General features: G+C 63.5%; 4 protein-coding genes. All 4 read left to right on the top strand.

Features of this window, described 5'->3' with window-relative positions; translation table 11 throughout:
- The first annotated feature begins 101 nt into the window (after positions 1 to 101).
- The 4 genes from IPI56_00420 to IPI56_00405 all read left to right on the top strand — a co-directional run bounded on the left by IPI56_00420 (position 102) and on the right by IPI56_00405 (position 22593).
- A complete protein-coding gene (locus IPI56_00420; protein MBK7544205.1) occupies positions 102 to 19082 on the top strand; it encodes a hypothetical protein in 18981 nt (6326 codons plus the stop codon).
- Between the two features lie 72 nt (positions 19083 to 19154).
- Positions 19155 to 20555 carry a DUF3131 domain-containing protein gene (locus tag IPI56_00415; protein ID MBK7544204.1) on the top strand — a complete coding sequence of 467 codons (1401 nt, stop codon included), beginning with the start codon at positions 19155 to 19157 and terminating at the stop codon, positions 20553 to 20555.
- Positions 20555 to 21334 (top strand): substrate-binding domain-containing protein, encoded by a 780-nt coding sequence (locus tag IPI56_00410; GenBank protein ID MBK7544203.1) that lies wholly within the window; start codon positions 20555 to 20557, stop codon positions 21332 to 21334. The genes IPI56_00415 and IPI56_00410 overlap by 1 nt, the downstream gene beginning before the upstream one ends.
- Entirely contained in the window at positions 21331 to 22593 is a 1263-nt protein-coding gene (locus IPI56_00405) for a hypothetical protein (GenBank protein MBK7544202.1), read from the top strand. Before IPI56_00410 ends, IPI56_00405 begins: the two co-directional genes overlap by 4 nt.
- Positions 22594 to 22609 lie beyond the last annotated feature (16 nt).

Genomic DNA, 22609 nt, shown 5'->3' with positions numbered 1-22609 from the left:
CATAAGATTTACAAGAAATTAAGGCCGCCTTCCGCCTTCCCATGTTTAATTGTAACGCGGGCATGGCGCGGGATGCGAGGGAAGGCCGCGCGGGGAGACGCATGAACGTTTCGCAGGTCACTAACACGCCGAAAAAAATAACCGCCGGGGTTTTGGCGGGCGTCCTCATTTTTACGACGGTCGGCGAATCCCTGGCGCAATCCAATTTCTGGTCCGATCGGCAGGCCGCCCGCGGCGCCGCGGCCGCCGGCGGATTCTCCGATGAAAATCAACGGCAACTCCGGTCCATCCCCTGGCCCAAAGATTCCTTGAACCCGGTGTTGGGCGCCTACCGCTTGCCCGCGGCTCTGGGCGCCGTGGTCGAAACCCGCCCCGCGGCCCGGCCCGAGGGGCCCCTGGTCCTCCACATCCAAGACGCTCACGGGCTTTACGGAGCCCAACTCAACGCGTCAAAAATTTTGGAGGGATTACGAAAAGTCGGCTGGAACGGCCGGGACGCCCTCACGGTTTTTCAGGAAGGCGGCGCCGGCGAAGCCCCGGTGGAGTGGCTCGCCGCCTTCCCCGACCCCGAAATCAAAGAAAGGGTGGCCCGCGCCTATTTGCGCCGGGGGGATATCACCGGCGAGGAATACCGCGCCGTGGTCGCCTCGTCGGGCGCGTTTCGCCTCATCGGCGCCGAGACCAACGACCTTTACAAACGCAACCTGGCCGCCCGGCATGACACCGCGGCGGCCCGGGCCGCCGCGGACCGATCCATCGCGGGGTTCCAGGCGAGGCTCGCGACCCTTAAGCAACGTCTCTTTCCGGCGCCCCTTCTGGCCATCGACAAGGCGGTGGACGGCTACACCAACCAACGACACTCCTTTATTGAATACATGGCGGCCCTTGAAAAGGCCGCGCCCAAGGATGTTCACTGGGAAAAATACCCCAATTTGGACCGCCTGCACCGGATCACCGCGCTGGAAAGCCAGATGGACCTGCGCGCCGTCGCCGACGAACGGGATTTGGTCGTCCGCAAAATGGCCGCGCGCATCGGCCCCGACGACCTGCGGCGGCTCGCCGACCGCGCCGTGGAAGTCCGCGGCGGGGTGCTGACCCCGGCCCGTTTCTACGAAGAATTTTTGACCCTGGCCGACCAACTGCGCCGCAAAGGCTCGGACATGCCGACCCAGGCCCTGCGCAATTATGTCGGCTACCTGAAACTATCGGAAACCCTGAAGCACGATGAACTGATGGCGGAAGCCGAACAATTGCGCGCCCGCCTCTTGGACCGCTATTCCGCCAACGACCGCCTGTGGCGGATCGTTCAAACAGACCGACGGGTTTCCCTGGAGCGGCTTCTGTGGAAACAGGAAATGTCCCCGGACCAATACGCGGCGTTCCGGCAGGACGGCCCCCTGGAATGGCCCGATGTGGATCGTTATCTGGCCGCCCTGGAAACGTCGCTCCGGCTTCCACCGGGTTCCGCGGGGGACTTGGCCTGGGCCGACTCCCTGCCCGCTGTCCGCGCTTTCTATGAACTGGCCCTGGATCGGGACATCGCCCTCGTTCAAAACACGCTGACGGACTTGAAAAACCGGGGGGAATCGCGCGGGGTCCTGATTGCCGGCGGTTTTCACACCCCCGGCTTGACCCGCGTGTTGCGCCAATCGGGTGCGGGGTATGTGGTTGTCCAGCCGCGCTTTGAAGCCGATGAACCCCGCCGCGCCGAAGACTTAAAAATCTCCAGGGACCTGGCCGCCCTCGGGGCCGCGACAGCCCGCGAAATGAACAATTTGGGCCGGGGCACCAGCGAACTCCCCTTGCAACGCAACCTACCGGCGCAGATCGGCGCGGCGGCGGCGGGGGTCGCCATGACCAACGCCCTCTCTTTGGGCGAAAGGAGCCGGGCGTATTTAGAAGGGTTGCGCGACTGGCTGAAGGGTCCGGCTTCCCGCATGGGCCTGGAAATTTACTCCGCCCACCAGTTGAATATCCCGGAAGCCAAAGACCTTATTGTTTTGTACGGCCGCGCGCGGGGCGAGAACTTCGTTTTTGCCTTCCGGGAAGGCGACGCCGAGCGGGGCGACCGCGTGTCCCTTATGATCGGGGAACGCGAACTGGATGGAACCGATCAGATCAATCTCGCCAAGCGCCTGCCCGGCGTGGTGGAAAGCCGGGGTCTTTTGCAGTGGATGCGCGACACCCTGGGCCAAATCAAGGGCCGCACCGACACGGCCGGCATCCAACAGACCATCCGAAGCAACGCCCCTTCTTATCTGACGGACGTCATGGCCTTGGTTTCCACCGCCGCGACGGCGACGAACCGCCCGATTTTGGAAAACAGCCGGGAAGGTCAGGACATCCTGAACGCCGCCGTAAAAGCGGTGGGCGCGGCCACACAGCGGGCCCCCACACGGGTCTCCGGATTGGTTTCCACCTGGGTCCGACGCACCGGGACCTGGGTCTCCGCCGTTGCGCGGCGGACGGGAGGGATTGCGGTTAAGGCCCTATTGGTTCTTATTGGGACTACGGGAACCGCCGCGGCAAGCCAAGGGGTTGTTGTCACTGGATTCACCGCGGCCGCGCCGGTCGCGTTAACGCTGGCGGGTCTTGTGGCCATCGCCGCGGTGGTCTACGGCGTTCCGCGCCTGCGGGCCCTGTCGGCCCGCCCCGCTCCGGCGACCGTGCCCCCGGCACCCGCCGAACCGGCCACCGCCGAAGCCACTCCCCCCGCGCCCACGCGATCGTTCTCGTTGGGGGCGTTTTGGATCCCCATGGCCGTCACGGTGGCGACCTACGCGGGCCTGGTGGCCTTTGGATTCCCGGCCGCCACCGAGCTCCTTCAATCGTTCATCGCCTCCCCCGCCCTGCCCGGCGTGACCAAACTGATGCTCGACGTGTTGGTCTACGGCACCGAGTTTGTTAGCCAAGTGACTTTGTTGTTGACGGGCCTCGTCATCGCCGCACGGGCGGTGGGGCCGACGGCGGGCGGGGTTTTCGGCCGGGCGGTGCGCGCCCTGCGGCCCAATATGGAGGGGCTTGATTCAACCAAAGGATTGTTGGCCCAAACCGGCGAGCGGTCGGCGGTTAACCGTCAAACGGTCCGGGAGATCGTCCGAGCCCGGGGTCTTGCGGCCGGCTTTACGGCGGCCTTTTGGCGCGCGGCGGCCTTTGTTGTCGGCGATGTGTGGCGGACGTTTTATGGTTTTGCGTTCCAAAAAAGCGACAACCTCTATTTGATCTGGTCCGGGCGGGGAGAATCGGTTCGCGGACCGCCGTCCCTGTTGGAGGAATCCTTCGTCAACACCGACGCCCTTCTTCAAAAATGGGGCGCCCGCCCCGCCTTCCGACGCACCGCCACCCTTCTTTTGCTGCCTATATACGCGACCCTGGGCATTTTCGGTAAACGCCTCGCGGTCCTCGCCTACAGCACGCTCGGCCAGTACGCCTTGATGACGACATTGAGCTGGACGCTCGCCGCCGCCGTCGTTCCCGGAGGAAAAATGGTTTTGGTTGCGGGTCTCGCGGTGTTGGGCGCCGCGGCGTTCCTGCGTCCCGGCGGCACCGACCTTCCCACGCGCGCTCGGTGGACCCAACGGGCCGTCCGGTCGATGATTTTCCTTTTGCCGGCCGCCGCGATCGCTTTCTTGGTTCCCGCGGGCGGAGACGCGCTGGGCTTGACCGCCGCGGTGGTCAATTTCAACCCCCTGGATTTGTTGATGGGAACGGGCTGGTCCGCGGGTTTTGGGCACACCGGGGTGGCCGCCGCCGCCGTGGCCTTGGCGGCGCCTTTTGTGATGGCCAGTTCCTACGCGACCTCGGCGGTGATGCGATGGGTGAGCGGGGCCCAGGCGCTTAACTTAACCACGTTGGCGGAACGGGAGAACCTCACCCAAACGAAAGCGTCTCGGGGCGTTCGAGCGCTGGGGTGGGTTCGGTACATGAAGGCCTCTTTGTTTGAGCCTGTCCACGCCTTGCCATACCAAGACGCCGACGGACAGCCGGTGCGCGGGTCTCTGTGGCGGGCGGCGTTCCACACGGCCTTTGCCCCGCGCACTCTGGGTTTTGGCGGGCTCCACACCGTCGGCTTGGAGATCGAGACGGCCAAATGGGTCGCCCACCTCCTGGGTAATTCCCTCGGTGGGGTGGGACGCCTTTTTGAGCATCTGATCGTCAAGACCGAAGGGGACGGCGAGCGCGCCAGCGTGCTCGCGGCGGGCGGGCAATTGCTCGACCGGGCGGGGGCGGGGGCCAGCCTGGCCGAGGCGGCCGCCGATTTGCTGATGCCTTCGGCTCAGGCCGCGGAACCTCCCGCGACGGGCGAGACCGTCGAGACCTCCGTCTCCGAACCGGTCGCCCAAGAGGCCGTTCCCGCGGGGGCACCTGTGTTGGATGTGGCCCAGGTGGCCACCCGGGGCTCGTCGCTCAATATGCGGGAATCGCCCGGGCGGGACGCTCCCCGCGTCGGTTCCCTGCAACCCAACCAAAGTCCGGTCATGATTTACGAGTACGCCGCCGTCACCGGCGCCGCCGGAACGGAACAATGGGCCCGCGTCGGGGTCGATCAATGGGTCGACGCCCGGTACTTGAAAATCGCCCCCCGGGCCGCGGAAGGGGTTGTTGATTACGCCACGGTCCAAACCCAAACGCGGCCGCTGACCGTTCGCTCCGCCCCCGGCGTCGACAAGTCGGCTGTGGACGCCCTGCCCAAGGGCAGTCCCGTGGGGGTGCTGCAATACGCCTCTGTGATGACGGAGCGCGGGGAAGAAAAGTGGGCCAAAATCGGCGCCAACCATTGGGTGAACGCTCAATATCTTGCGGTTCACAGCCCGGGCCCCGCCGCGACGCCGGCCGCAGCGCCGGTCGCGACGCCCTCTCCGGCCCCCGCCGCGCCCGCACTGGAAAACTTGGCTCAAAAGGCGGCCGAACTCCTTCCCTCTTTGGCCGCCGTGCCGGACCCGAGCTTGACCGTGGCTCTGCCGATGGAAAGCGGTGTCGATCGACCGGTTTCAGAGCCGGCCCCCGCCGCCGAAACCCCCTCGACGGCCGCGGCCGCCCCGGGTGCCCTTACCCAATGGGCCGAACGGGCCGCGTCGGTCTTTGCCCCGATGGGCGCCGCCGTCCATCATTGGATCGCCGGATTTTCCCTGGCGGAGTGGGCCATGCCCGTGTTTACGTCTTTTGGCGTGTTCGGCGCTCTCCATTTCTGGCGCCGCAACCCCACCCCCCGGGACTTCTCGAACTGGGCCGCGGGCGTCGCCGACCGAATGCTTCACGAACTCAAGCAAGGCCCTCGGACCTACCCCAAAACCTGGGGGGCCGCTTTCATGCGTTGGCGGCGCAACCAATTGAGCCCCGTCGACCAGACCCGCGTGGACGCGGCCCCGGCCTGGCGGCGGTGGTTCCTGCGCAGCGCGCTCCTGCTCCAGCGCGGCCAAGTGCCGCGCTACAACACCTACGGGTCCCACGGCCGTTTCATTTCTTTTATCGGATTGGCCGACGTTAAGAAGAGCGTCACGCGGCTTGAAAACGGCGACCCGGAGCTCCAATCCCTGTTGGGACAATTGGCCGACGTGAATCGCCGGGTGGGGCGCCTGGTCTATGATCGGAAAACAGTGGACGACGCCGCGAAGCGGGCCGAAATTGCCGATTTAAACCGGCGTCGGGACGAGCTGGACAGGAAAATCATCGATCGGCGGTTGGCGCTCCAAAACCAGTTCATGGGTCCCCTTCGCCAGGCCTTGGCCCAACGTCGGGACGAAGCCCTGGGGGACACCGCCGATGCGATGCGCGAACAGCGCGAGGTGATGTGGCGCACCTTTGAAAACACCTACACCTTTTACGGTGAACGACTGATCCCGGAGGGGTTCCGGCTCCAATTCCGATCCCGCCTGTTCCTTTCCCTGGCGGTCGTGGGACGGCTCACGTTCACCGGGCTTTTCCTCTCCCAGGTTTTCTTCTTCCCGGCGCCGATTTTGACCGCCGCGTCCTGGGTGGTCCTGGGACCGCTCCTTTTCAATATTTCCCGGTCCTTTGTGGATCCGCTTTTGGTCATGGTCTTCATGATGTTCGGACCTCCGCCCAAGGGCCACGCCCGCCGGGATTTCCTCGAGGTCGTTCGCGAACACGCCAAAACCCACGGCCGTCCCTACGTGTTTTCCGTGGAAGTCCCGAAAATGTCGGGGAACCCCCTGGACGGGTTCCTCAAAACCGACATCGCGGAGGATTTCCTGAAACCCTCCGAAGCGGAGAAAAAAGGCATTGCCACCAAGTTCGATCTGACGCCGGGAGCCCCGCGGGCGGAACTGCGCCTGCCTCGGATCCTGTCCGACGACGAGCAAAAACAATTTGAAGAATTCGCCCGCGCGCGTTTGTGGGACGGATTCCGTCTGGACGTGGCGATCGAGTTTGAACCCGTGTTGGAAAAAGAGCAGTTGGTGGGTACCCGGGTCATATTCCGCCCATCTCCGGGGGCCGGCGGTCGGTTCCTTTCTCGGGTGGGCGACATCTTCGCCCAGGCCAAGGGACCGACCCAGCGTTTGGCTCCCGAGGGAATCCGCGTTCGCAACGACGAATGGATCGAAATTGAGTCGCTCGAAGAGTATGTCAGCCCCTTGGGCCCGGGCATGTACCCGGCCGAAACGGAGGGCGTGACCACGACGGAAGAAAAAACCTGGTCGAAGTTGGGTCGGATGATCGAGGGCGAATACGGTTTGCCGATTTCCCTCTATTTCGACCAAACCCCCAACGTCTCCGTCCGCTTCGACAACATTGATGGTCAAGTGGTGCGGCGGGTCACCTACCGGTTTTCCGTTCCCCGGCAAAACCGGCCCGAAATCGCCCAAAACCTCGACACCACCACGCGCTTCTTCGACACGATCCATCTCGAAGCCGACGTGTGGGCGGCTTATCGCCGGGTGGACATTGAAAATATCCGCCAGACCCTGCGCGACACCACGGCCCAAGAATTCGCGCTGTCCTTCGCCATGCCGTCCAACACGGGCAACCCCCAGATGATCCAGTACGAGTTGGAGAACTTGCAAAAGCTTCAATCGGAGCTCGACGCGGAATTCCCCGGCCGGGTAAGCTTCGTCTACTTTAACCAGGCGATCGAATGGGCTTCCGGTCTGGAGTCGAAATGGCGGGAGGCGTTGGCCGATGTTGACCCCGTCAAGGCCCTGGGGGACCGCTTCACCGTGTTCGGCAAAGACGGGTCCCGGGACTACTTCACGGTGCAAGGGGCCAATGTCCTCCACATCCGGACCACGGCCGATGGGCAGAGGGCCCTGGACACCCTGCCCCGGGCGGAGGCGATCGCGTTATTAAAGGCGGTTGATGCCGAGGGCGTTGACGCCGTGGTGCGTTGGGGGCGGGGGGGCTGGGGCAAGAAATTGGGGAACGTGGCGGGGTTGGAATGGATCAAAGCCGGGCATACCCGCCCGCCCGCTTACACCAACATCCGCGCCCACGAGCATTTCACGAACCCGGACGCCCCCATTTTCCCCAACGCCGCTCAACTGGCCGGGGACATTTTGGGGTATTTCCGCAACGAGGTTCTCGTGCACCGAATGGACGGGACCACCGTTCTGTTCAAAAGCGCGCTTTCCGCGGATGTTGTCCAAGTGACCGAAAACGGCCAAACGCGCTCCCTCTCCCGGGCGGATGCAAATAAGGCTCTCTCGGCGGCCATCTCCGCCTTCACCACCGACCGGCTCTCGGACGCGGAAGGTCGCTCGTTGGAGCCTGACGATTTGAGCGTCGTCATGGACGACAAAAACTCCATTCTTCCCGGGGCCGTGGAAGCGGCCATCGGCGTGGCCGAGCACCCGGCCAACCAGGGGGTGGTGGGTTTCAACCCCGCCATCGAAGTGGACGCGCCGCGAAACACCCGGGGCGGCTTGGCCGGCGTTTATTTCGCCAGTATCCTGCTCGATTATTTGGACAAATCCCGCTTGATTCATAACCAATACGACGCGCGGTTCAAGGCCGACCTCTTCGGTCGAATGTCCGCGATGTACGGAAAAGTGTTTAAGCGGGCGGCCTACGGCGACTCCTTTACCGACGAGCGTGTCACGGTGGCCCGTGCCTTGTCCCACGACTGGCAGGAAAGCCAGTTCTCCCCGACGGAAGCCGTCTACGGGGACGTCGCCCACACCTTCCAACTGATGTCCCGGACCCAGGACAGGGAAACCAAACAGGCGTTCCAAACCTACCGGATGCAAATGGGCGATCGATACGATCTCCTGCGGTTGGTGATGACTCCCGTCGCGGGCGGGAACGGGGCGATCTCGGTCGAAGTGCAACGGATCAATGAGCAGGGGGAATGGACGACCTGGCGGATTTTTGACGCCGCCGCCGACGAGGGCCCGAGGCCGGTGGTGCAACGAATCGCGGCCTATTTGACCAACGCCATCGGTGTGCGCGAGCGCGACCTGTTGACGTTGGCCGGCGTCGTCGACCGCGATTTCCGTTGGCTGCGGGGCGATCTGCAAATGCAGGCCACCGCCAAAGCCTACGCCCGGGACGCTTTGCCCCACGCCCACCGGTACCACTTGGGCGGAATCGATTTTCGGTTGAACGGCGACCCGTCTTTCTTGATCGTTCTCGCGGCTTTGGTTCCGTTGTGGCTCTTTATGGATCAAGCGATCCTGACCAACGAGACCCTGGCCTACGTGTTGTTCGGCATCACCATGCTGGGCGTCGCGTTCCGCGGGCATTTCTTGTACCCGGCCTACTACGACGCCATCAGTCGCGTCCGAATCGTCACCACCTCGCCGGCGGTGGGGAAACTATTGTTCGCGGGTCTTTTGGTGGTTTTCGGGATCAAAAATTTCTTCATGTCGCTGTTGTCCATTTCCGCGACGACCTTGATGTCCCTGCCCATCGCGATCAAACGCACCTTCTATCTTGAAAGGGTCGCCAAAGTCATCGAATTCGTCAAAAACGTTCCGTCGGTCTGGGTGACCTCGTCGGCCACCGTCGTCCGGGAAATGCTGGGCGTAAAAATCGGCGACACCTGGCGCAGCGAGATCTCCATGATGAACCTGGTGCTTTTTGGCACCCTGAGCTTCGCCGTTTTCGCGGGGTTGATCTACACCGGGAACATTTATTTCGGGGCGCTCTGGCCCCTGGGCATTTCGATCCTGGTGGCGTCCATGCTCACGGGGTGGGTGGTGGCGCATTTCGCGGGGCAGGCGTACCGGCGGGACGATAAAAAAGCCATGCGGTGGCGCTGGCTCCAGGTCTACGGCCTCTCGGCGTTGATTGCCGGCGTCATTTTCTTTTCCCCGGTCACGACGTTTTTGACGGATTCGAAAATCCAGGCCCTGCGCACCCCGCCCGCGGCGGAAGTGGTTCTAAAACAGTTGGCGGATCCCGTCACCAACCCCCGGCCCTACGCCGGCGTCGACATTTCGGGCGGGTTGGCCCTCCAGGTGCAGCGGACCGAACCCATCGCTCAAGAGGCCGCTCCCAAAATTTTGCAGGCGGCCACCAACGTGGGGGCCGGCATCAAGGCCGAGGTGTTCCCCGGGGTCGAATCGCTTCGCCTCACCGGGATCCCGAAACTCGATTTGCCCTTGCCCGGCGATGTGAAAACCAGCCCCTACTCGACCGCCCGGTTCGAGCCGCCGGAGCCCCTCGGCATGCTCAAGAAGCCGCAATTGACTGAAGAACAGACCAAGAAGCTCGCCTATCTCCTTTCGCAGTTGGACCTCATGAACACCGATCTGGTGAAATGGGAGAACGTCGGCATCTACGGCGGCGCCACGGCCCTCATCACGCTGGAGCCCCACGCCGCCGTCGCCCTGAAAGTCGTGGACGTGGGCACCTACCTCAACATGTTGTCCAAGGGGTACCCTTGGCTGCGCGAACCCATGGTGGCCAAGTATTGGGCGCAGACGGCCCTGCTCATGGACATCAACGCCGCCCTGGGCGACACGAGCACGACACCTCAATCGCGGGTTCGATCGGTGGATGAGATCGCCCAGCTGTTGCTTTGGGACAAGATCAAATCCCTCTGGGACCACGATTACACGACCCAGGTCCAAAACGGCCAAACCATGAAGCACCCCAAGAACGACACCGTCTTGATCACGGAACAGGATTACCGGGACCTGGCCGAGAAGGCCTCCGATTCCCTCGACAAATACGAGGTTTTGTCCACCGCGGTCATCAATCTCCATTACGGATTGGGCTACCCGCTGGAAAAGATCACCCCCGACTTGGTGTGGCGGTTCACGAAGCTTTCCTACGAAATTGAGCGGGCCTGGGAAGTCGTGGTGCCGAGCGTGGACGTTCGGCCCGTTCAACTGTTCCCCAAACCCGCGGCGAAATTCCTGCGGGTCATGGGCAACATCACCTTCGTCCTGCCGGTGCGCATCCCCTTCCTTTCGGACGCTCACCTCGAAATGGTTCCCATGGTGACGGCTTTCTACCAGGAGCCCGGGGGGTTGCAGGAATTCCTGACCCAAATGCTCGAGCACAACCAAAAAAACATCACCGACCCCTCGTCCGCGGAATACATGACGACTTTCCTGGAGCGCATCGGGGCGGATTACATCCAACAATTCAGCGACGCGGCGAAACACCCGGTCGACGCAACGCTTTACGGCCTCGTCAAGGACCGGATGACCGAGGATTTGAAAAAGTTCAACAAAACGCCGTCCGAAAAGGATTTGCGTCTCGCTTACCTTCAAACCGAATACAACCTGGGTCGGATCGCATTATTCAACCGCACCAAGGTCCAATCCAAAGACATGGGCGAGATCCGTGCCGCCGCTTTGTCCGTCGCCCGGGAACTCGCCACGGTCCAGACCCTGGCCCAGTCCCTGGCCCCGACGCTTTACGGCACCCACATGAAAATGGAGCCCGGGGTGCTGGAGGTGGAGGGCATCATGCTTTATCTCCTTGAGGGCCAACCCGAGCGCAAGGCGGAGTACCTTCGCGTGTTCCGCGACGTTCTCAAAACCTCGGAGTCCATCGCCGCCGACATGGCCCGGCGGGGCTGGAAAATATCGGACGCCTACACCCAGCACGTGCTGTCGCTGCTCCCGCCCGCGTTGGTGGCGGACATGACGCCCAAAGCCCAGGAGTACAACGTTCTGCGCGACCTCGCGATGCTCCACTTAAACATCCAGAAAAATGAAATCGTTAAGGCGGACCGCACCCCGTACACCTACCAGGAAACCATGCGGGCCCTCTTGGGTGTGCGGGAGCGGGTCAAGGATTTGCGGGTGCCGGAAAAACCAGGCATCCTGGCTACCCTTTTGTTGCATTCCTTGAAAATGAGAACGTTGCACCCGGAGGTGTCTGAAAAGACCTACTGGGAGGGGAACGTTCTTCCCATGCTCCGGTATTGGGCGGCCTGGAGCTCTTCCCCGAAAATCATGGCCACGATCGACGCCAGCCCGGCCTGGGATTGGTACCGCAACAAAATCAACGCCGAAATCGAAAACGAAATGGGCGCGGCCATTGAAGACGCCGAGGTCCGTCAATTCAACGCGGTGCAAAGCATGGCCCAACTGGTGGACGGGATTTACACCGCCTTCCCGAAGTTGAAAACGGAGCACGCGGGGAAACCCAAGCGCGTCGCCGAATTGATGATCACCCTCGCCGAGCGCGCGCGGGCGTACGACGCCCTGTTCGACAACCTCCACGATCTGCCCTCCGACGCGGTCGGTTTTCGGGAATACTACGTGGTTGCCGGTTACGAATTGAACGGCATGGAAAAAAAATTCGACCCCAAAGCGGGGTTCACCAAGGAAGTGGAAGGGTTTGTGCTCCAGCCCATCAACGACCTGTGGAACGCCGGCGTTTACGAATCCCTGCCCGAAAGTTTCATCGAAGCGGTCCGCGCCCGGATGCGGGACACCCAGGAACAGCTGGGAATCGGCGGTCGGGAAATCAAACCCATGGATTTGAAAATTCAGGTGCTGCAGGCGTTTTACAAAATGGCGACGTCCGCGATCTTCAGCGAAAAGGCCCCGGCTCCCCTTCCCGCCTATTCCCCGGCGTTTCTGAAAACCGTCACCGCGGTGGGCCGGGAGCTGATGGGCTACACCCAACTTATCGGCCAACAAACGCGGGGATTGCCGCGGGTCAACAACTACGTCCTTAAAGAGCCCGGCATTCTGGAGAACGAGGCGATTCAAATTTACCTCCTGAAAAAGCGAGGTGGGACGAACTTCAACCAGGGCAATTACATCGCCCACACACGTTTGATATTCCAAAAAATCGACAACATCCTGAGCGATCGACCGGGGATTTTGCGGTCGGAGTCGTTCGGCGCCTATCGGGCCGTCAAATCCGGCCTGTTGTCCCCGCAAGCCAACGAACGCATGACCGAACGGGGCCGGGACTTCCTGGCTCTGCGCTCCTTGGCCAACCTTGTGGTCAACGCTGAGCACAACGGCATGCGGCCCGGCGGGGCCCTGGCCGCGCGGGGGCTTTCGCCCGAAGGCTGGATGGCCGCCTACATCGACGCCTGGGATCATTTCGCGAACGCGCCGAAATACGGCGGTCGCCAATACCAACACGTGCCCTACCGCGAGGAGGGGTTCGTGGATATGGTCGCCCTTCTCAAACAGAAATGGGGGTTCGGGAAATTCTGGGAATCGTACTACTACGAGCGATTGAACCAGGTGGAGCGGTTTATGTCCGACCCGGCTTTTGTCAAATTCATCCGCACGTCGGGGGGGGCGGGCGAAAAAATGCTCTGGGTCATCAACGACGATATTTTCCGCAAATCCGGCATTCGCTTCGCCCCGGACCATCCGATCTTCACGTTCAACGGCGTCATCGGCCTGACCGAGATGTTCATCGACGCCGGAAAAAAGTTCCCCGGCGCGGAAATCAATTATCAGCTTTTGGCCTCGCGGTATCTGCGCTATTACGACCTGTTTTACACCGCCTCCCCGGCGACCGGGAAAACGCGGTTTCCGCATTTGCCCTACCAGGAAGAGGGGTTCATCGAATCCTTGGTGACGGGGGGGTACAACTTCGAATCGAACGGCGGCCGTTTCGAGGACGAGTTGCGCATTATGAAATTGCAAGACGTCGACGCCCTCATGGGGGCAAAATTCCTGGACCTGGACGAGAAACTCGGCGACACGTTCGTCCGGGGCTACCTCGAAGGCATCATCCGGTCGGAATCGACGGTACCGCCGGGGGTCAGCATGCCGGTGATCGATTTCTTCATCCTGCAGAAAATCGTGGGATTGGGCCAAACCTACAACATGTTGACCGGCCCGTCGGCCGGCCCCGGCCAGCCGAGTTCCGTGGACGTGGCGGCGGACGTGCCCGTCCTCAAAACCGCCGCCCGGGCTTTGGTGCACGTCCATCAAGGCGTCCGCCAAAAAACGGCCGACGGCAAAGACCTGTACCCCCGCCTGCGCCCGATCTTTGAAATCCTGGGCGAGTCGGAGAAATGGGTGGGTCGTATGAAGGCGACGGGGTTGATGGAGGAGTCCCGGTTCTCCGAAATCTTCACCAATTACATCGATGTCCTGGAGCGGCACTACGAGGAGTTGAAGGGGACGTACCTCCAGCCCGAACAGGGGCCCGCGGGCGGGCGTTACTTGGGCGAGTTGGGCACTTATCTTCGGGTGCTGAAGGAGAACCTCCGCAAGGACGCCGCGGCCATTGAGGCGCGCTTTGTGACCCGGGCCCAACAGGACCGGCGTTTCGGCATGGCCGCCGAACTGGAAGACGAAAAAGCCGGCGCCGCCGACGAGGAAAAGCGCGCGCAAATCGTTTTCGTCCGTCCGGAAATCGACGAGAGCCAATTCATCCTGGACGCGGGTTACACCATGGATGAGATCGTCCGCGACATGAACAACGAAATCGCGGCCGCGGGCGCGCCGGCGATGAAAGGCGTGACCGTGGACGGCCTCCTCACCCACTATTTCAAGACGCTCAAATATCTTAAGACCGGGCAATACAAGGACGAAATCATTCGCGTGCAGAGCTACCGCGACGCGGAGCGCCTCGGCCGGCTGAACGGCAAAATCAACAACTACGCGATGCGATTTGCGTTCATCGACTACTTGGTGTACTCCCCCCAGGCGGACGCGCGGTTGAAAGAATTTTTCGCCGGCAACGGGATCGCCTCCGTTGAAGAGTTCGTGGACCGTTTCTATGTCAATTTAAAAACCGTCCAATCCACCGAGGGTCTGCGCCAGGCGTTGGACGAGCTGCGCAACGCCAACGAATACTCGGCCGAGGGGGTGGAATTCAGCTACGCCATGATGTTGACGTTGAACCACCGCATTTCGCCGGAAACCCTTCAAAAGGTGGCGGGGCGGATCCCGGACATTTTGAGGGATTACAACGATTTTCTCCTGCGGGATTCCGCGGGCGGCCCCGGGTTGAAATTCCGGGTGGACTCGGCCGTCGTCCTTTACGAGGCCTTGGCGCGGGAGCTGGCCGCCGCGCGCCCTCTGGGCGAAACGGGCGATCGCATTGAAGTCAAACAAAAACGAACCAACTCCCCCTGGATGACGAACACCGTGGTCAAAGCCGTCTACGGGAACCTTTTCGGCGTCTATCTGGACGACGAGATTCCGGAGCACGCAAAATTTTTAAAGGAATGGGAACGCAAGGCCTTCGGGCGGGATTTGAAATCGGTGGTCCAGGAACTGGCGTCTCAGGAGAAGGTGTTGGGGCAAAAGAACCCTTATCTGGACGAGGTCGCCAAAGTGGATCGGGCCATCGGGGAGTTGACCGTTAAGATGGAAACCGCCAGGCGGGATCTGCGGGAATCGCTGGCCGAGGATTATCAAACGCAAATTCGCATCCTCCAACAGATCCGGGCGGGTTTGGAGGAGCGCCTCGGTTACCTGATCCAATTGGGGGAATCCCTGGACCGAACCTATGTTCAAGGCGTCAGCGAGAAAAACCAGGCCGCTTTTGAAATGCTCCTTTTGCTCGCCCTGGGTGGGTTTGGGGTTGGGTTGTGGGGCCTGGCCCGCCGGGGTCGCCTGCCCGCGCGAGATGGGCTGCCCGGCCTGGCGCGCCTGCGGGCGGATTTGGAGGAGCTCAACAAACGGCGCGGCGGAGTCCCCGCCCTGAGCAACACGGCGCTCGCCCTTTACCTGGGCCTGCCCGTGGCGTACGGTTTGATTTTTGGCGTGGGTTTCTCCCCGCGTCTCTACCAGGACACCCAGTCCGTGCTCACGAAAGCCCCCTATGTTTTTGAGGCGCCCGCCGCCACGCGCGACCGTGTGTTCCAGGAATCGGGTTTTGAGGTCCGCCAAAACGAAGAAACGCGCGGCGGTCGGCCGGTGGTGGAACACAAAATCATGAGCGGGGGGTATTTGATCGGTCGGATCGAGGTGTCGACCGGCTACGCGGAATTTATGCCCGGAGCGATTCCCGGAACCGCCGGGGTGGCTTACCCCTTGAGCCCCGGCCCTTCCCTCGTGGTCATGGGTTACGGGGAGACAACGGCCGCCGGTAAAAAAGCGTACCGGTACGGGGCCGAAATGACCAACGTCAAATACCGGGTCGACGAAAACGGTCGGTTGGTGTTGTCGGCGACGCTTCGCGACGCGGCGGGGGTTTTCACATCGAATAACTTCCAAATGGCCATCGGGGTGGTACCGGGCAACACGCGGGTGACCGTCGCGGGCGATTTCGGGGCGCGGCGGGATGTGACCCTCAGCGAATTCAACGTCGGGAGCCTGAATTCCCAAAGCTACATCGGGAAGCCCAACGGGCCGCCGTCCCCCTCCGACCGGTCCCTCTTTGTCGAGGCCCTGGGGGTTTCGGGAGATCGCTACTATTCGTATTTCGGAAACGACCAACCCCTGCCGGCCAACGGCTTGACCACCTGGAACGTCCGCTCTATATCCCTGGGGGGGACCGCCTACAACAACACCCCGAACGTCAAATTGCTTCCGGACACGGTCACCATCACCGATCCTTCGGGGAAGGTCACGCGCGTGGCTCCGGTCGCCACCTACACCCTGCTGCCCCAGCAGTCCACCGCGCGCGACAACATCGCGATCGCCCCCGTCGTGGGCGGGGCCGCCGATCTCACCTTCCGCACGGGGGGCACGATCCAGGTGCGCTACACGGTGGAATACACCCCCGTGGAACTGAAACAAGACGGAACGCCGGCCGCGATCAACGGCACATCGGCCCGGCCGACGACGCCGACGGCCCCGGCCGCGCCGAAGGCGACCGCCTCGGCCCCCGCGCCCGCCGCCGACGTCGATACGGGAACTCCGTGGGCGCGAAACGTTCTGCGGTTTGCCCCCGCCGCGGCGGCCCTGCTCGCCAGCCTGGTCGTGGGGGCGTTGTTCGTCCTGTGGTTCCGACGGGGCCCCAAACCTTCGCCCGAGACGGCGGAACGGACCGACCCGACCCTCGTGCCCGGGGGAGCGACGGGGGCGGAGGACGACTTCGACATCGACTTTAACCCGGACGATTGGAACGCGGGTCCGGCCCTTGATGTCGACGTGCCTATCCCCGGCCTGGAAGAGGAAGCGGGCGACGATTTTGACGTTAATTTTGACGTGGCCGGCGACGGCGGGAACTGGCAGAACGCTTCCGTCTTCGTCGATTTCGCGTTTATGACCACCCCCGGGGCCCCGGTCTTTTGGAATTACCGGACGAAGAACGCGGAATGGGTGCGGGTGGGCGACCTTCCCATCCAACGCGCCGCCACGACGCCGCTGGACATCGCGAAAGACGCGGCGGGACTCCCGAAATTTGGCCCGCGCGTTGAGGTCTTGAGCGAAGGGGCCGTGCGCGGTTTCGTGGTGCGCGCCGCGGCCAGGACGGACGACCTGTCCGCTGTGCTGCAGGCCGTGCTCGACGCTCTGGGGGACCGGGAAGTGACGGTGATCGGCAACAGCGACGAAACGGGCGTCACCATCACGGTGTTGCCCACCGTTCGGTCCCTAAACAGCGACGAGGGTCTGTTGATGGCCGGTGTCCCGGGGATCTTGACGGCTGAGGAGACGGAGCCGCGGCGGGCGTCGCTCTCCATCTCCGCCGAAGATTTTGACGTCGCGCGCCGCGCCGTCACCGAAAGGTTGAACGCCCTGAAATCCACCAGCGAACGGCTGGTGGGTTTGTTCGACGCGGACGCCGCCGCCGGCCGCATCGCCGCTCCCCGCTTGGCCGCTATGGAGACGCGGCGGGACGGCGCTTTCGCGGCGGTTTTGAACACGGCGCGCGCGGCGGCCTTGGCGGGGAATTACGTGGACGATCCCTTGAGCCCCGATCGGCTGGCCGCGGACCGGGCCCGTCTGCGTTTGGACGGTCGGTTGATCCGCACCAACGACAACCCGCCGTTGCCCGGCGCCCTGTTGGATGTTTCCGAGGAGACCAACGAACCCCAAGAATGGACCCCGCACGGGGCACGCCACTTCGTGAATTTACTCCGTCAGGCCGCCGGTCACCTTGTCTTCCGCAACGAAGGGCGCACGCCGGAATCCTCGGGCGCCTCCGTCCTGGATCGGGACCACAACCAATTGGTGCCTCTGGACGTCGTCAATTCCCTGACGGGGGGAACGCTGGCGATGGAATCCGCCCCCCGCGTCACCCTTTGGCAACAGGGGACGGCTAAAGTCGAAGAGCTTCGGGGCGGCTGGCACGGGTTCGTGGTGTCCTCCGATGACACGGGCGTGGGCCTCGAACGGGCGCTGGAATTGGTTTCGCGTTCCTTGAACCTGGGCGCCTACGGCCAGGGCCTGTCGGGCAGCGCGGCGGGGGCCGCCTTGCTTGGTTTCCGGACGGCCGGGGGGTACGCCATTTACGTTCTCCCGCGTCGCGCCGACGGCCACGCTCAAACCGGGGCTCTGGAAATGGCCGGGTTGTTTATCCTGCGGTCCCAAGACGACTTCGCGTCCTGGAACGCCGAACAGGCCATGGAACGGGTGCGGCGCGTCAATGTGACCGAACGTGAATGGAGCGTCTATCTGCGCCGCTTCCACGGCCAGGCACTGGTGGAGGGGCGGGGGTTGCCCGGCCGGGGCCGTTGGCTCGGCTTTTTCATTGGATTGACCGCCCTGGTGTTACTGCTCGCGAGCGGGAACGTCGCCGCCGCCACGGCCGCTGTGGATAGCCCTGTTTTGTCGGCCGGTTCCATGGGCGTTCTGCCCTTGGCGAGCCTGGCTTTGTTGGGGATGGTCGCGCTGCGGGCCCGCTCCTCGGCGGTGCGCGCCGCCTTGGCGATGGTGCGGACCAACGCCCTGTCCGCCGTCCGCGCGGCCGTTGGGCTTGTGGCCCGGGGGACCGAAAAACTGCTTCAAAACGTCTTGAACCGTCCCGTGGCGATCGCCCTGGCCTTCGCCGCCCTCTTCGCCCTGGCCGGGGCGCCGGCCGCCGCGGCCACCGTGGGCGCCGCCGAAACGGGCGCCGTCGCGACCTCGGCCCTTCCTCTCCTGGCCGGCATGGCGGTGGCCGCCCTCGCGGGGGTCGGGGTCTCGGCCGGTCTGTCCTTGCCGGGCCTGCCCAACATTCGGACCCTGTGGGATCTTTTGAAAAGGACCCCGCGGGAAGGTCCCGAGAGCGGGGTCGCCTGGGTGGTCGACCTGCCGCGCAATCAATTCGACCCCGAAGTGGGCGTCCGGTTGTTGAGCGAGATCCGCGGCGTCGCCCGGGAGGCGACCGACCTCAATCACAGCCTCACTCTGGCCATGCCCAACCCCCCGGCCACGGAGAAAGAGCGCGCTCGCCTGATCGCCGCCTTCCGCGAGCAAACCGCCCGCCTAGAGGGGTTAAGCGCCGCCTTTGTCGACCGTCTTCAGATCAACGTGGTGGCGCGGCAGGAAACGACGCTCCGAAACCGGTTGGCCCAATTGGCCGGTTCCCATCGGCTCGTGGTGATCGCCCCGGCCGCCGAAGGGGATTTCTGGCGGAACCTGGGATTTGCCGAGGTCCTTTACCTGGTCAACGCGCTTCTGAACGTGGCTTCCGACGTGGTGCTTTCCGGCGCCGCGGGCGAAGCCGTGGCCGCGGAAATGGCGAGAGCCGGACAGGTCGTCACGCGGGACGCCCAGGGTCGGGTCGTGCTCAAAGGCGCCGCCACGGTGCTCGAATCCATCGAAAACGAGAAACGGGCCATCGAGGCCATCAACCAAGCGGCGTAACCCCGTTTTTTTGCTACACTCCCGACGAGCGCGTCACCGCTGGAGCGCGCCACAAAACGTTGGAAGGACCCCTTGAAAAAAGCCCTTTCCGTCCTCTTGTTTTTGCCCCTGGCGCTGCACGCCCTGGCCGGGCGCACCCCCGTGCCCGAGGCCGTGCAACAGGCGCGCCTGGTCCGATTTAAACCCGCCGTCACCAAAGCGCTCAACCCCGACCTTACGGACACCGAATTCCTCACCGCCATCGCCCGGGATACCTGGGGTTATTTCCGGGACGTGGTGGATAAGGAAAACGGCATCCCCTTGGACAACGTGTTGGTCACCCCGACCCACACCAAGGTGATGAGCTACACCTCCACCACCAACGTCGGTTTGTATCTGATGAGCCTGACCGCCGCGCAGGACCTCGGATTCATCACGCCCGCCCAGGGGGAAGCCCGCGCGCGCAAGGCCATCGACACGCTGAAGAAGCTGTCCCGTTGGGAAGGGCAGTTTTTCAATTATTACGAGACGATCACCCTGAACCCCAGCAGCAAATTCGTCTCGTCGGTCGACAACGGTTGGTTGGCGGCGGGTTTGGTGGTGGCGGCCCAGGCCTACCCGCCCCTTCGCGAGGACGCCGAGGCCCTTCTGGAGGATTTGGATTTTTCGAAACTGTACGACGCCGACGCCGGGCAATTGTACGTCGGTTACGAGTCCGACAAACGCGCGCTGAGCAAGAACCATTATGGTCTTCTGTGCACCGAACCCCGGTTGTCGTCCTACATCGGCATCGCCAAGGGGGATTTGCCCAAATCCCATTGGTACCGGGTGTACCGAACGCTGCCCGCGGACTGGACTTGGCAAAACCAAATTCCCCGGGGGGTCAGCCGGGCGGTGGACGGGATCGATGTCTTTTACGGGTTTTACCGCCACGACAATCTTCGGTTCGTCCCCTCTTGGGGGGGCAGTCTTTTTGAATTTTTAATGCCCACGCTTGTGTTGAACGAGCGGGAGTATTCGCCCGAGGGTTTGGGGGCCAACAACCGGTCCGCCGTGGAGGCCCAAATCCATTACGCCCTGCAAACCAAGCGGTACCCGATCTGGGGCATTTCCCCCTGCGCCACGCCGGATTCGCCCCAGGGTTACAAGGAGTACGGCGTCCCCTTTTTGGGCGCCAAAGGCTATCCCGACGAGGGGGTCGTCACGCCGCACGTGAGCTTCTTGGCCCTGGACGTGGCGCCCGAAGAGGCGATCGCCAACATCCGCCGCCTCGCCGGCGTGAAGGATTTGTACGGCGAATACGGTTTTTACGACAGCGTGAACGTCCGCACCGGAAAAAATTCCCCCCGGTTCCTCGCCCTCGATCAGGGCATGACGTTGGTGGCCCTGGCCAACTATTTGAAAAACGGCAGCGTTCGCAACCGCTTCATGGCCCACCGGCTGATGAAAGAACAGGTGGGCCTGTTGGCGAACGAAACCTACTTCGGCTTTTGATGGCCGCCCGCGGGCCGGGGGCGTTGGGGTTGGGGACACACCCGGACCCGGACTTGACGGCGCCCTATTTCGCCGAGTCCTTGGCCGGCTTGGGGGACGCGTTGCCGGGCTGGGCGATCCGGGTGAATCCGTCGGAACCCGTGGACGCGTGGGTGTTGCTCGCCCCGTCCGAACGCCCGCTCGGGATTGCGCCGGACGCGCCGGTGGTGGTCGTCAGCGGCGCGCTGACGGGGTGGCCGTCCCTGGACGTGAACAACGCCGCCGCCGCGGCCGACATGACTCATTTTCTGTGGTCCCGCGGGCACCGGCGCATCGGTTTCGTGTCCGGCAAGCGGGAAATGCCCAACGCCCGCGACCGGGAAAAAGGATATTGGGAAGAGCTGGCGCGGCGCGGGGCCGGGAACGACGGCCGGGTGTGGGAAGGGCGCTTCGACCGGGCCAGCGGAAGGGCGGCCATGGAGGCCTGGGGCGCGGATGCCCAACGGCCCACGGCGGTGTTCGCGGCCAACGACCACATGGCCCTGGGGGTTTTGGACGTGTCCCGGGCCCGGGGTTGGCCGGTGGCCGTCGCGGGGTTCGATGACATTCCGGAAGCGGCGGCCGCGGGGCTCACCACGGTGCGCCTGCCCGTGCGGGCCCTGGCTCGCCGCGCCGGGGAATGGGTTCTTGGATGGCGGCGCGGCGGCCGCGGCGCCGTGCCGGATCGGGTTTTGCTCGCGACCGAGCGGGTGGAGCGCTCTTCGACGGATTTTCGACCGGCAAAGGACGGGACGGCATGAACCTGAATTGGCAGTTCCTCAAATGGATGAGCGTCTTCATCGTGGGCGCGATCTTCGTCGTATCGACGGAGAATCTCTCGGGCCGGGTCACCGACGCCGCGGGGCCGTCCGTTTACGCCGCCCTCAAAACCCTGCGCAGCCCCGACGCCTCCCACGGTTTCGCCGTGGACAACACGGGGCCCGGCGGTCGCACCTACACCAAACCCACCAACATCGGTCTGGACCTGCTTTCAACCCTGGCCGCCGTCGAGCGCGGCCAGGAGGACCCCTTCCACGCCCGGGAGCACGTCCGCCGGGTGGCGGCCGGCCTGGGCAAACTGCGGACCCACAAGGGGCTTTTTCCCGAATACATCAAATTGTCGACCGACGGGGCCTTCGCGGACACCGAAAACGGCCGCATGCGGGTCTCCTCCATCGATTCGGCCTGGTTGCACTTCGCCTTGAGCGTCGCGGAGTCCTATTACAGGAAAACCGACCCCCTCCTGTCGCGCCGCCTGGGCGACATGGTGCGCACCGCCGATTACACGGTCTTCGTGCGCGACGGGAACACCCGGTTCCGCCACGGAATGACGCTTTCCTCCGAAGACGATGTGGTCTTGGAAGAGTGGCCCTTCAATTACGACAACAAGAACAGCGAGGCCCGACTCCTGATCGTCTTTTTGACGGCCATCGGCAAGGTGCCGGAGACGGTGTGGCGCGAAATGACTTACAGCTACACCCGGGCCGCGGGCCTGCCGGTCGCCGAAGGGTGGGCCATGAGCGCCTTTGTGGAATTGGCCGCGAACGCCTATTTCGACGAATCCCGATTGGCGGCCCGCACCCTGGGCCGCAGCCACGCCAACTACGTCGCGGCGTCCCAGCGCATCGCCGCCGAGCGGGGCTACAAAATTTTCGGCTGGGCCCCCTGTTACAGCCCCGAGGACCAATACAAGGAGTATGGTTTGCACAACCCGGAGGTGGCCACGCCCTACGCCGCGGCGCTGCTCACCACCGTCGACGCACCCGGGGCCTCGCAAAATTTCTATAAATTGGTACAATCCTTGGCGTCCCCCGCGGGGCCCGCGCCCTTTCCGGACGCCGTGGATCCCCGCACGGGGCAGGTGTTGAATCGCCGCGCTCTTTCCCTGGACCAAAATCTTCTTTACCACGCCCTCGCCAAGGACACCCTGCGGGACCTTGTCTCCCGCACCGAATGGGCCCGCGAGGCCGCGCGCTTGATCTCCCGCGTGGACGAGTGGCACCGGCCGTTGCCGAATTAGCCCGCGCGGGCGTCGA

This window comes from Elusimicrobiota bacterium, from assembly GCA_016706425.1.
In the GTDB taxonomy this organism is placed as follows: Bacteria; Elusimicrobiota; Elusimicrobia; order FEN-1173; family FEN-1173; genus JADJJR01.
This window is presented reverse-complemented; position numbering and strand designations above follow the sequence as displayed.

What these genes read in the sequence shown, in the direction of transcription:
- IPI56_00405 (MBK7544202.1), top strand. Translation starts at nt 21,331, where the DNA reads ATGAACCTGAATTGGCAGTTCCTCAAATGGATGAGCGTCTTCATCGTG.
- IPI56_00410 (MBK7544203.1), top strand. Translation starts at nt 20,555, where the DNA reads ATGGCCGCCCGCGGGCCGGGGGCGTTGGGGTTGGGGACACACCCGGAC.
- IPI56_00420 (MBK7544205.1), top strand. Translation starts at nt 102, where the DNA reads ATGAACGTTTCGCAGGTCACTAACACGCCGAAAAAAATAACCGCCGGG.